Annotated in this window: 8 protein-coding genes and 1 pseudogene; 7 read left to right on the forward strand and 2 right to left on the reverse strand. The window is 72.4% G+C overall.

Features of this window, described 5'->3' with window-relative positions:
* The first annotated feature begins 119 nt into the window (after positions 1–119).
* Both IE260_RS05415 and IE260_RS05420 read left to right on the forward strand, forming a co-directional pair.
* Complete coding sequence (locus IE260_RS05415) at positions 120–2,405, forward strand: MMPL family transporter (RefSeq protein ID WP_189869304.1); 2,286 nt, start codon at positions 120–122, stop codon at positions 2,403–2,405.
* A 69-nt stretch (positions 2,406–2,474) separates the two neighbouring features.
* Positions 2,475–3,512 carry a zinc-dependent alcohol dehydrogenase family protein gene (locus tag IE260_RS05420; RefSeq protein ID WP_189869305.1) on the forward strand — a complete coding sequence of 346 codons (1,038 nt, stop codon included), beginning with the start codon at positions 2,475–2,477 and terminating at the stop codon, positions 3,510–3,512.
* Between the two features lie 49 nt (positions 3,513–3,561).
* On the opposite strand, the gene IE260_RS05425 is transcribed toward IE260_RS05420, so the two are convergent.
* Complete coding sequence (locus IE260_RS05425; protein ID WP_189869306.1) at positions 3,562–3,762, reverse strand: helix-turn-helix transcriptional regulator; 201 nt, start codon at positions 3,760–3,762, stop codon at positions 3,562–3,564.
* Between the two features lie 581 nt (positions 3,763–4,343).
* Here IE260_RS05425 and IE260_RS43010 point away from each other — a divergent pair.
* Both IE260_RS43010 and mmsA read left to right on the forward strand, forming a co-directional pair.
* Positions 4,344–4,529, forward strand: a pseudogene (locus tag IE260_RS43010) (hypothetical protein); the annotation flags it as partial.
* Positions 4,530–4,543: 14 nt separating this feature from the next.
* Positions 4,544–6,046, forward strand: a complete 1,503-nt coding sequence (gene mmsA, locus IE260_RS05430; protein WP_189869307.1) for a CoA-acylating methylmalonate-semialdehyde dehydrogenase — start codon at positions 4,544–4,546, stop codon at positions 6,044–6,046.
* 55 nt (positions 6,047–6,101) lie between these two features.
* On the opposite strand, the gene IE260_RS05435 is transcribed toward mmsA, so the two are convergent.
* Entirely contained in the window at positions 6,102–6,941 is an 840-nt protein-coding gene (locus tag IE260_RS05435) for an SCO4651 family lipoprotein (RefSeq protein ID WP_189869308.1), read from the reverse strand.
* A 345-nt stretch (positions 6,942–7,286) separates the two neighbouring features.
* On the opposite strand from IE260_RS05435, the gene IE260_RS05440 reads away from it, so the two are divergent.
* From IE260_RS05440 to IE260_RS05450, 3 genes are all read left to right on the forward strand, one after another.
* A complete protein-coding gene (locus tag IE260_RS05440) occupies positions 7,287–8,702 on the forward strand; it encodes an APC family permease (RefSeq protein WP_189869309.1) in 1,416 nt (471 codons plus the stop codon).
* A 128-nt stretch (positions 8,703–8,830) separates the two neighbouring features.
* A complete protein-coding gene (locus IE260_RS05445) occupies positions 8,831–11,482 on the forward strand; it encodes an alpha/beta fold hydrolase (RefSeq protein ID WP_189869310.1) in 2,652 nt (883 codons plus the stop codon).
* On the forward strand, positions 11,479–12,387 hold the full coding sequence (locus tag IE260_RS05450) for an ABC transporter permease (RefSeq protein WP_189869311.1): 909 nt from the start codon (positions 11,479–11,481) through the stop codon (positions 12,385–12,387). Before IE260_RS05445 ends, IE260_RS05450 begins: the two co-directional genes overlap by 4 nt.
* Positions 12,388–12,782 lie beyond the last annotated feature (395 nt).

Genomic DNA, 12,782 nt, shown 5'->3' on the forward strand with positions numbered 1-12,782 from the left:
GCTCGCATTCTGATGGAACGCGAGCGATCTCTCGTGTTTGCCAGTCTATGGGTGACGGCAGACCCATGCCGCCTGCCTGGACGCCGGCGCACGGGTCAGGGTGAAGGGGACACCGCAGGATGACCGAAGTCAACAGGCCGCAGCAGCGGGCCGGCGCCACATCGCCGCACGTCGGGGGCTGGACCCGCTTCGTGACGGCCCGGCCCCGCCTGTCCCTGGTGGTGGCCCTCGTCCTCACGGCACTCGCCGTGCTGGCGGGCAGCGGGGTCGCCGACCGGCTGGGCAGCGGCGGCTGGGAGGACCCGGACGCGGAGTCCACCTACGCGACCAAGGCGCTGGAGCGCGAGTTCCCCGACTCCCAGCCCAACGTCCTGCTCCTCCTCGACGCGGGCCGCTCCTCGGTCGACGACCCCGCCGTCGCCGCCGAGGCCGAGCGGCTCACCGCGCGCCTGGCCGGCGAGCGGGGCGTCACCGGCGTCGGCTCCTACTGGCGGTCCGGGAATCCCGCCCTGCGTGCCGAGGACGGGCGCGAGGCGCTGATCGCCGCCCGCATCACGGGCGACGAGAAGGCCATGGGGGAGACCCTGGACCGCCTCGCGCCCTCCTACCGCGGCGCGCACGGCCCTGTAGAGGTGAGCGTCGGCGGCCCGGTCGCGGTCCGGCACGAGATGCAGACCATCATCCAGGAGGACCTGGTGCGGGCCGAGGTGATCGCCCTGCCGGTCACGCTCGTGCTGCTGGTCATGGTCTTCGGCAGCGCGGTGGCGGCACTGCTGCCGCTCGGCATCGGCATCGTCGCCATCCTCGGCACCAACGCGGTGCTCCGCGGCCTGACGGAGCTCACCGACGTGTCCGTCTTCGCGATGAACCTCACCACGGCACTCGGGCTCGGCCTCGCCATCGACTACGCGCTGTTCATCGTCCGCCGCTTCCGCGAGGAACTGGCGGCGGGAGCGCAGCCGACCGCCGCGGTCGGCACCACGCTGCGCACGGCCGGTCGCACGGTGCTCTTCTCCGCCCTCACGGTCGCGGTCTCGCTGGCCGCGATGCTCCTGTTCCCGCAGTACTTCCTGAGATCCTTCGCCTACGCCGGGATCGCCGTGGTGCTGCTGGCGGCGACTGCCGCCCTGATCCTGCTCCCGGCCGCCCTGGTGCTGCTCGGCCACCGCGTCGACGCGCTGGACCTGCGACGCCTGTTCCGCCGCGGCCGGCCGGGTTCAGGCGGGAAGGACGGGGACGCCGAGAAGAACGGGAACGACGGGAGCCGTACGCGGAAGGACGAGGAGGGCAGGGCCTGGGCGCGTACCGCGACGCTCGTGATGCGCCGCGCCCCCTTCTTCGCCCTCGCCACCACGGCCGTCCTCGTCCTGCTCGGCCTGCCGTTCCTCGGGGTGAAGTTCGGCACCGCCGACGACCGCCAGCTGCCGTCGACGGCCGAGTCCCACGTGGTGCAGCAGCACATCCGGGACGGCTTCCCCGGCAGCCCCGGCGGGGGGCTGGAGGTGCTCGCCGAAGGCCGCGCGACCCAGCAGCAGTACGGCGCCTACCGGGACCGGATCGCCGCCCTGCCCGACGTGCAGCGGGTCGACGGGCCCCTGGTGAAGGGCGACTCGGCGTACTTCACGGTGCTGCCGAAGGGTGAGGCCGTGGACGAGCCCGCCCAGCGCCTGGTGGGTGAACTGCGCGAGATCGAGGCCCCGTTCGACACCAGTGTGACCGGCGCGGCGGCCGTGCTGGTCGACTCCAAGGACGCCATCGGAGAACGCCTGCCCCTGGCCGCCGCCTTCATCGCGATCGTCACCCTGCTGCTGGTCTTCCTCCTCACCGGCAGCGTGCTGATACCCGTCCAGGCCGTGGTGCTCAACGCCCTCAGTCTGACCGCGATGTTCGGTGCCGTGGTCTGGGTCTTCCAGGACGGTCACCTCTCCGGCCTGCTCGGCTTCACCAGCCCCGGTTCCATAGAGACCACCCTCCCGGTCCTGATGTTCTGCGTGGCCTTCGGCCTCTCCATGGACTACGGCGTCTTCCTGCTCTCCCGGATCAAGGAGGAGTACGACGCCACCGGCGACCACGACCAGGCGGTGCGGCACGGGTTGCAGCGCACGGGCGGACTGATCACGGCGGCCGCGGTCATCCTCGCCGTGGTGATGGTCGCCATCGGTACCTCGCGGGTGACCAACACCAAGATGCTCGGTCTGGGCATCGCCCTCGCGGTCCTGATGGACGCGATGATCGCCCGCAGCCTCCTGGTCCCCGCGGTGATGCGGCTGACCGGCCGTGCCACCTGGTGGGCGCCGGGCCCGCTGCGGCGCTTCCACCGGCGGTTCGGTCTGAGCGAGGGGGAGCCGGGGCCGGCGGCCATGGCCGAGGAGGGGGCGCGGGAGAGGGTCGGGGCACACCGTTAGCGTTCCTCCAGGAAGTCGCGGCACAGGCCCCGGCGCCCGGAAGGGCGGACGGGCCGAGAAGGAGGGCGTATGCGGGCGGTCGTGTTCGAGCGGTTCGGGGAGCCGGCCGAGGTGCGGGAGGTGGCCGACCCCGAGCCCGCGCCGCACGGGGTCGTGGTCCGCGTCGAGGCGACCGGGCTGTGCCGCAGCGACTGGCACGGATGGCAGGGACACGACCCGGACATCACGCTGCCGCACGTGCCCGGTCACGAACTCGCCGGTGTCGTCGAGGCGGTGGGCGACCGGGTGACCGGCTGGCGCCCCGGCGACCGGGTGACGGTGCCCTTCGTCTGCGCCTGCGGAAGCTGCGGCGCGTGCGCGGCGGGCGACCAGCAGGTGTGCGAACGGCAGACCCAGCCGGGCTTCACCCACTGGGGCTCCTTCGCGCAGTACGTGGCGCTCGACCACGCCGACGTCAACCTCGTCGCCGTGCCCGAGGACATGTCCTTCGCGACGGCCGCCTCGCTCGGCTGCCGCTTCGCCACGGCGTTCCGTGCGGTGGTCCAGCAGGGCCGGGTGGCGGCGGGGGAGTGGGTCGCGGTGCACGGCTGCGGCGGGGTGGGCCTGTCGGCGGTGATGATCGCCGCCGCCTCCGGTGCCCGGGTCGTCGCCGTCGACGTCTCGCCCAGGGCGCTGGAGCTGGCGCGGCAGTTCGGAGCGGCGGAATGCGTGGACGCGGGCCGCACCGAGGACACGGCGGCGGCGGTCCGCGACGTCACCGGCGGCGGGGCGCACCTCTCCCTCGACGCCCTCGGCTCACCCGTCACCTGCGCGGCGTCCGTGAACGGCCTGCGCCGCCGGGGCCGCCACGTCCAGGTGGGCCTGCTGCCCTCACCGACCGGCACCACGCCGGTCCCGATGGCCCGTGCCATCGCCCTGGAGCTCGAACTCCTCGGCAGCCACGGCATGGCAGCGCACACCTACCCGCCGATGCTGGAGCTGGTCCGTACGGGAGTGCTGCGTCCGGAGCTGCTGGCCACGGCCACCATCCCGCTGGACGCGGCCCCGGCGGCCCTGGCGGCGATGGGGACGGCACCCGGGGCGGGCGTGACGATCATCGAGCCGTGACGGGCCGGTCGGGGGCGCGGCTGCGCGTGCTCCCCGGCACACCAGCAGGTCAGTGCTCCCGGCGGGACCGGTTGCCCGGCCGGGACGCCACCCAGGCGCGGATCGTGTCCGCGTACCAGTAGGGCTTGCCGCCCTCCACGTGGTCGGGCGGAGGCAGCAGACCGTGTTTGCGGTACGACCGCACGGTGTCGGGCTGTACCCGGATGTGGGCCGCGATGTCCTTGTAGGACCAGAGCCTTCGGTCGGTCATGCGTCGAACCTCCCCGCGCGCACCGCGGCGGCGACCGGGGACGGACGCCGGGGGGAGCCGGGTGCTGCGCTGGCGATCACCAAGCCTGTGCCGGGTGAACGACGCGGCGTGCGGCACGGTCCGGGCCCGTACCCGGGTGTGACGGAAGGCCCGCGGACGTGTGACAGGCGTGACACGCAGGGTGCGTTCGTGACAGGAATGCCGCAAAGACGTGCGCCGGCTCTGGGGCGTGGCGCGTTGACTTCGCCGGGGTGAGGTGCCTCACGACGGCGGGTGAGCGGCCACCTGGCTTCATCTAGTCCGTATGTCCGGACAAAACATTGACAGGCTTCGCGCGTGGAGCTAGAAACCGGGGAGGACGCAAGGACGGGTGCGAAGGGAACGCGATGGCGTACGACCTGACCGCGGCGGGCTCGCGGACGCGGTCCGTCCCTGGCACCCGGGCACAGAACGCCTCCGGCGCGGGAGGCCGCTTCGCCCTGGCAGGAGCGAAGTGCGAGCGCCGACTCCCCGCCCGCTACGGCCCCGCGCCGGAGGTTCGGACCTGCTGCGTGCACCGCACCGGCGCCTCGCGCGCCGGGGCGCCGGTCGCCGACACTCCCACATGTGTCTACGCGGAGACCGAAACCGCAGACACTGTGTCGGGCGCGCCCGCGGGCCATGACTGGTGGGATGTTCCTGTGGCCGAGACCGCAACCCGACCGTCGCCGGTCAAGGCCCATGAGCTGTACGAACGGCACGTCTCGACCCGACGCCGCCATCTGTGAAGGAGTTCTCGGTCATGACGAACATCGTCAATCACTGGATCGGCGGCAAGACCGTCGAAGGCGCCTCGGGCACGTACGGGCCGGTGACCGACCCGGCGACCGGCGAGGTCACCACGAAGGTGGCCTTCGCCTCGGTGGAGGAGGTGGACGCCGCGGTCGCCGCCGCCAAGGAGGCGTACCTGACCTGGGGACAGTCCTCCCTGGCCCAGCGCACCTCGATCCTGTTCAAGTTCCGGGCGCTGCTGGACGCGCACCGCGACGAGATCGCCGAACTGATCACCGCCGAGCACGGCAAGGTGCACTCCGACGCCCTCGGCGAGGTCGCGCGCGGCCTGGAGATCGTCGACCTGGCCTGCGGCATCAACGTGCAGCTGAAGGGCGAGCTGTCCACCCAGGTCGCCACCCGCGTGGACGTGGCCGCGATCCGGCAGCCGCTGGGCGTCGTCGCCGGCATCACGCCGTTCAACTTCCCCGCGATGGTGCCGATGTGGATGTTCCCCATCGCCATCGCGTGCGGCAACACCTTCGTGCTCAAGCCGAGCGAGAAGGACCCGTCGGCCTCCTTGAAGATCGCCGAGCTGCTCGCCGAGGCGGGCCTGCCGGACGGTGTCTTCAACGTCGTGCACGGCGACAAGGTGGCCGTGGACCGGCTGCTGGAGCACCCCGACGTCAAGGCGGTGTCCTTCGTCGGCTCCACCCCCATCGCCCGCTACATCCACACGACCGCCTCGGCCAACGGCAAGCGCGTGCAGGCCCTGGGCGGCGCCAAGAACCACATGCTGGTGCTGCCGGACGCCGACCTCGACGCGGCGGCGGACGCGGCCGTCTCGGCGGCGTACGGCTCCGCGGGCGAGCGCTGCATGGCGATCTCCGCGGTCGTCGCGGTCGGCGCCATCGGCGACGAGCTGGTGGAGAAGATCCGCGAGCGCGCCGAGAAGATCAAGATCGGCCCCGGCAACGACCCGACGTCCGAGATGGGCCCGCTGATCACCAAGGCGCACCGCGACAAGGTGGCGTCCTACGTCGAGGGCGCGGCGGCCGAGGGCTGCGAGGTCGTCCTGGACGGCACCGGCTACACGGTCGACGGCCACGAGGACGGCCACTGGATCGGCATCTCGCTGCTCGACAAGGTGCCGACCACGGCGAAGGCGTACCAGGACGAGATCTTCGGCCCGGTGCTGTGCGTGCTGCGCGCCGAGACGTACGAGGAGGGCGTGGCCCTCATCAACGCCTCCCCGTTCGGCAACGGCACCGCGATCTTCACCCGGGACGGCGGCGCGGCCCGCCGGTTCCAGCTGGAGATCGAGGCCGGCATGGTCGGCGTGAACGTCCCGATCCCGGTCCCCGTCGGCTACCACTCCTTCGGCGGCTGGAAGGACTCGCTCTTCGGCGACCACCACATCTACGGCAACGACGGCACGCACTTCTACACCCGCGGCAAGGTCGTCACCACCCGCTGGCCGGACCCGTCCGAGGCCCCGGCGGGCGTGGACCTGGGCTTCCCGCGCAACCACTGAGGCCGACGCCGCCCCGTCTCCCGGCACCGGGAGACGGGGCGGCGCCGTACCCGGCTCAGCCCTGCTGCAGGCCGGCCTCCTTGACTTCCTCGGTCAGGTCCCCGGTCTGTGCCGCCGGCGGCGCCACGATCTTCTTGGTGGCACCGAACTTGTCGAAGTCCATGGTGACCGCCATCGCGCCGAACTCCTGCTTCATGCGCACCGGCAGGTCCCCGGCACCCACCCAGACGTCCATGGTGATCGACTCGGCGCCGCCCGTCAGCGAGTCCAACAGGTTGCCCTGGCTGCCGTAGGCGTCCTTGAGCTTGCCCATGTCCTCCTGGCCGATCACGGCCCGGTAGTGGGTCGTGGACCGCCCGTTGACGTTCTCCTTGCCGAGGTCCTCGACGTCACTGGCGTACTTCAGGCTCTTCATCGACGCCGACGGGCTGGCTCCGGCGCTCCCGCTGAGCGCGTCGGCGCCCGATTCGCCGAACACCGCCGAACCGTCGATCTTCATCCACTCCTTGCCCTGGAGCGGGCCGGTGGCCTGCGGATCGATGTCGTAGTAATAGGCGCCGTCCACGAACAGGGTGCGCACCGTGGGCGAGTCCGTGAGTTGCTGCATCTGCGCGGCCTCGGTGTCCATCTCGACGTCGAAGGCGTAGCCGTCGCCCCAGGAGTACGTGCCGTCCATGGAGATCGGTTCGCCCGTGCCCAGGTCGGTCGACGTGCGGACCTCGGCGGAGCCGAGGTCCTCGGTGCGGTCGGTCACCCGGGAGAGCGCCGCCATGATGGTGTCGGCCTTGTCCACGGCCTCGGCAGCCGTCCTGGCGCCCTCCGAGCCGCACGCGGAGGTGGCCACCATGGCCGCCGCCGTGAGTCCCACCCAGGCCGCCGTGTACCTCAGCTTCATTGAGTCCCCACCCGTTGCTGTGATCCCTGTGATTCCACTGTGGGAAGGACTCTAGCGGCCCCCGCCGACAGGTCCGGATACCGGACGCCCGCACGATTTTTTATCGGCCCGCCTACGGTTCCCGTACGCGCCAACGAGCCCGAACCCACGCACAGTGATGCGGTTTTCAGGTGTTTCCCGTCCGCCGGTCAACGAATTCCGTAGGTAAACACCCATTGACGCGCTGGTTTTCGTCGGGGTTCCATCTTGCGCCGGGAGCGGACGAGAAACACGTACGACCAAGCCGCCGGAGGCGATAGCGCTCCCGACCGAACCTTCACCGCACAAGTCGATCGGAACCGCTCCATGACCGACACGCTCCGCCCTGTCGAGACCGACACCCCAGCGACGCCCGACAGCGCGACGGACGACAGCAGTCCCCAGAAACTCAAGCGTTCCATCGGCGTCGTCGGCGGCACCTTGCTGACCCTCTCGTGCGTGACCCCCGCCTCCACGCTGTTCGTCGTGGTTCCCGACCTGTTCGGCTCCCTGGGCACCGCCACCGCCCTGACGATCGCCATCGGCTCCCTCCTCTGCATCGCCGTGGCGTTCTGCTACTCCGAGCTGGGCACCCTCATCCCCAGCGCGGGCGGCGAGTACGCCATGGTGTCGACCATGGCCGGGCGGCTGGCGGGCTGGCTGGTCTTCGTGCTCTCCCTGCTCGTCGTCATGATCGTCCCGCCGGTGATCGCGATGGGCACCGCCGACTACCTCGCCCCGATCGTCCACCTCGACCCGTCCGTCGCGGGCGCCGGCGTCATGCTGCTCGCCACCCTCGCCGGCCTGCTCGACCTGCGCGCCAACGCCTGGATCACCGGCGTCTTCCTGGTCCTGGAGGTCATCGCCGCCGCCGTCGTCGCGGTGCTGGGCTTCGCCCACGGCGAGCGCGGCCTCGGCAGCCTCGCCTCGATGGAGGTGGCCGGCGCGGACGGCCACACCGACACCGTGACGGCCATGCTGGTCGTCTCCGGACTCGCCATCGCCCTCTTCGTCACCCAGGGCTTCTCCACCGCCGTCTACCTCTCCGAGGAACTGGAGAACCCGCGGCGCAACGTCGCCCGCACGGTCCTGGCCACCCTCGGCATCTCCGCCGTGATCATCCTGGTCCCGGTCGTCGCCATCACGCTCGGCGCCTCCGACCTGACGGAGCTGACCGGCGGCGACATCGGCGCCATGGTCACCGCCTGGTCCAACTCCGCCGTCGGCACCTTCGTCAGCCTCTGTGTGGCCCTCGCGATCATCAACGCCGGCATCGTCATGGTCATCCAGAACTCGCGCGTGCTGTTCGCCTCCGCCCGCGACAAGGCCTGGCCCGAGCCGGTGAACAACGTCTTCGCCAAGCTCGGCCGGTTCGGCTCCCCCTGGGTCTCCACGCTCGCCGTCGGCGTGCCCGGCGCCGTGCTGTGCTTCGTGAACCTGGACACCCTGTACGGCGTCACCGGCGTCTCCGTCACCGGCATGTACCTCCTCGTCGCCGTCGCCGCCCTCCTCGCCCGCCGAGGCGCCCACCGCCACACGCCCGCATGGCGCATGCCCCTGTGGCCCGTGATGCCCGTCCTGCTGATCGCGGTGCTCGCCTACGTGCTCTCCCAGCAGGAGACCGAGTACCTGCTGTGGACCGGCGGCATCACCGCCGTCGCCACGCTCTACTGGGCCCTGTACCTCCGCCCCCGCCGCGACACGCGCTGGCTGGTCTCGATCCCCGAGGACGCCCGGGCCTGACGGTCCCGGCCGGCCGCCGCGTACCACGGCCGCGGTACGCGGTGGCCGGCCCGTACGCCTGTGGGAGGTGCGGGGGTTCAGCCCCGGGGCTGCCCCGGTTGTCCGTGGCGGCCCGTACCGTTGGGCGCATGGATCTTCGACTGCCCCGAGTGCGAGGGCTGCTGCGGGGGCCGCGCCGGCTGCTGGCCGCCGCGGCCGCCGTCGTCGTGCTCGCCGGTGCCGGTACGTGGACGGCCGTCGCCGACGACGACGCGCCGCCGGTGCGCCGCACCGACCGGGTCATGGCCATGGACGGCGGGGTACGCCTGGACACCTCGTACTTCACGGCGGGCCCCGCGGGCCGCCGCCCAGCCGTCCTGCTGGCGCACGGCTTCGGCGGCAGCAAGGCCGACGTCCGGGAGCAGGCGGAAAGCCTGGCCCGGGACGGGTACGCGGTGCTCACCTGGTCGGCGCGCGGCTTCGGCCGGTCCACCGGGAAGATCGGGCTCAACGACCCGGACGGCGAGGTCGCCGACGTCTCGCGGCTGCTGGACTGGCTGGCGAAGCAGCCGCAGGTGCGGCTGGACGGAAAGGGCGACCCGCGCGTGGGCGTGGCCGGCGCCTCGTACGGCGGCGCGGTCGCGCTGCTGGCCGCCGGGTACGACGACCGGGTGGACGCCGTCGCCCCGGCGATCACCTACTGGAACCTCGCGGACGCCCTGTTCCCGAACGGCGTGTTCAAGAAGCTGTGGGCAGGCATCTTCGTCAACTCCGGCGGCGGCTGCGAGAGGTTCGAGGACCGGCTGTGCCGGATGTACGACCGGGTCGCCGAATCGGGGCGGCCGGACCCCGAGGCCCGCTCGCTGCTCCAGGCCCGCTCGCCGTCCGCGGTCGGCGACCGCATCAAGGTGCCCACCCTGCTGGTGCAGGGCCAGACCGACTCCCTCTTCCCGCTCGGCCACGCCGACGCGGCGGCGAAGGCGATCCGTGCGAACGGCGCCCCCGTGGACGTCGACTGGATCGCCGGCGGGCACGACGGCGGGGACATGGAGACCGACCGCGTCCAGGGCCGCGTACGGCAGTGGTTCGACCGCTACCTCAAGGACGACAAGGGCGCCGACACCGGCCCGGCCTTCCGGGTCACCCGCACCGGAGGCGTCGACTCCACCGACGGCCGGGCCCAGTTGAGGGGCGCGAGCGCGGACCGGTACCCGGGCCTGGGGAACGGGCGGCGGACGATCGCCCTCAGCGGTCGCGAGCAGACCTTCGACAACCCCGCCGGCGCCAACCCGCCCGCCGTCTCCGCCCTGCCCGGACTCGGCGGCTCCGGCGGGCTGGCCCAGCTGTCCTCGCTGGGCCTCGGGGTGTCGCTCGACTTCCCCGGCCAGTACGCCCGGTTCGAGTCCGCCCCCGTGCGCGACGACCTGCGCATCACCGGATCGCCCACGGTGACCGTCCACGTCCGGTCCACCGGCGACGACGCCGTTCTGTTCGGGAAGGTGTACGACGTCGGCCCCGACGGCACCGGTCAGCTGCTGCCCGCCCAGCTGGTGGCGCCCGTCCGCGTCGAGGGCGCGAAGGCCGGCCAGGACGTGACGATCACCCTCCCGGCCATCGACCACGAGGTCGAGAAGGGGCACCGGCTCCGCCTGGTCCTCGCCTCCACCGACCTCGGCTACGCCTCCCCGGCGGCGTCCGCGACGTACACCGTCTCCCTCCGGGGCGGCCTCGAGGTGCCGACGGCACCCGACGTGACGACCGCCGCCGCCCCGCTGCCCGCGTGGGTGTGGTGGCTGCCGCTCGCGGGCGCCGTGATCGCGGCGGCCCTGCTGCTCACCGGTCGCCGCCGCACCACCACCCCGGCCCCGGACCCGGAGCTGGCCGGCGTGCCCCTGGAGATCACCGGCCTCGGCAAGCGGTACGCCGGGTCGGCGGACCGGTACGCGGTGCGGGAGCTGTCCTTCCGGGTGGAGAAGGGCCAGGTCCTCGGCCTGCTCGGACCCAACGGCGCGGGCAAGACGACCACCCTGCGCATGCTGATGGGCCTGATCAAGCCGGACGCCGGCGAGATCCGCGTCTTCGGCCACGCCGTCCGGCCGGGCGCCCCGGTGCTGTCGCGGGTCGGCGCGTTCGTCGAGGGCGCTGGCTTCCTGCCGCACCTGTCCGGCCGGGAGAACCTGGAGCTGTACTGGCGGGCGACCGGCCGCCCGCCCGAGGACGCGCACCTCGACGAGGCCCTGGAGATCGCCGACCTGGGCGACGCGCTGGCCCGCGCGGTCCGCACCTACTCGCAGGGCATGCGCCAGCGCCTCGCCCTCGCCCAGGCCATGCTGGGCCTGCCGGACCTGCTCATCCTGGACGAGCCGACGAACGGACTCGACCCGCCGCAGATCCGCGAGATGCGCGAGGTGATGATCCGGTACGCCGCCGGCGGCCGCACCGTCATCGTCTCCAGCCATCTCCTCTCCGAGGTCGAGCAGTCCTGCACCCACCTGGTGGTCATGGACCGCGGCAGGCTCGTCCAGGCGGGCCCGGTCGGCGAGATCGTCGGCTCCGGCGACACCCTCCTCGTCGGCACCGCCGTGCCGGTGGAGGAGCCCGTCGCCGAGAAGGTCGCCGCCCTGCCGGGCGTCGTCTCGGCCGTCCGCACCGACGACGGGCTCCTGGTCCGGCTCGACGCCGACGGCACCGCTCCCCGCCTGGTCGCGGAGCTGGTGCGGCTGGAGGTGCCGGTGTCCTCGGTGGGCCCGCACCGCCGCCTGGAGGACGCCTTCCTCACTCTGATCGGAGGTTCCGCATGAGCACGCTCACCGAGCGAACCGAGCAGGCGGGGCAGCCTGGGCAGCCCGGGCGCGCCGAGTCCGTCGAGGCCGCCTCCGGCTACCGGCCGGGCCACACCCTGCCCCTGCGGGTGGAGCTGGTCCGTCAGCTCAAGCGGCGCCGCACGCTGGTGATGGGCGCGATCCTCGCCGTCCTGCCGTTCGTCCTCCTGGTCGCCTTCGCCATCGGCGGCGAGCCGGACGGCCCCGACGACCGGATCACGCTGATGGACACGGCCACCGCCTCCGGCGCCAACTTCGCCGCCGTCAGCCTGTTCGTCTCGGCGGGCTTCCTGCTCGTCATCCCCGTCGCCCTGTTCTGCGGGGACACCGTCGCCTCGGAGGCCGGCTGGTCCTCCCTGCGCTATCTGCTCGCAGCCCCGGTGCCGCGTGCCCGGCTGCTCGCGTCCAAGCTCGTCGTCGGCCTCGGCCTCAGCCTGGCGGCGATGGTGCTGCTGCCGCTGGTGGCCCTCGCCGTCGGCACGGTGGCCTACGGCTGGGGACCGCTGGCGATCCCCACCGGCGGCTCGCTCGCCCCTGGGACGGCGGCGCAGCGCCTGGTGGTGGTCGTGGCGTACATCTTCGTCTCCCAGCTGGTCACCGCCTCACTCGCCTTCTGGCTGTCCACGAAGACCGACGCCCCGCTCGGTGCGGTCGGCGGCGCGGTCGGCCTGACCATCGTCGGCAACGTCCTGGACGCCGTGACCGCCCTCGGCCACTGGCGCGACTTCCTGCCGGCGCACTGGCAGTTCGCCTGGGCGGACGCCGTGCAGCCGCGCCCCGAGTGGTCGGGAATGATTCAGGGCACCGCCATTTCCGTGACGTACGCGCTCGTGCTGTTCGCGCTGGCCTTCCGCGGTTTCGCCCGCAAGGACGTGGTGTCCTGAGCGCCGAACCGGGGCCGGGCCTTTCCGCGTTTTTCCAAAAGCCGATCGGTCCAACCGGGTGAATCTGCGCAACCGTTTCTCACGCGCCGGGTTGATGATGCCGTAGGGCATGCGACGCCACGAGAAAGGAACGCGCAGTGCTCAAGAAGGCATTGGCCGCCGAGGCGGCCGCAGCTTCTGTCGGCGGTATGCCGGCGGCGGCCGCTTTCACGGCGCTTGCACCGTCGCCTGCTCAGTCCGCGGTCCACGGGCCTTTCCCGCAGGAATTCCCGCCTGTGATCCGAAGGGCGAACACGTAGCGACGCAAGGCGGACGGGCGACTGGAGCCATTGCCGAGGGACGCCCGCACCAGCCGCCCGGTCAAGCCAGGGCCGGCCTTGGACGTCGATCTCCGT

The sequence above is a fragment of the Streptomyces viridiviolaceus genome (genome assembly GCF_014650995.1).
GTDB lineage: Bacteria > Actinomycetota > Actinomycetes > Streptomycetales > Streptomycetaceae > Streptomyces > Streptomyces viridiviolaceus.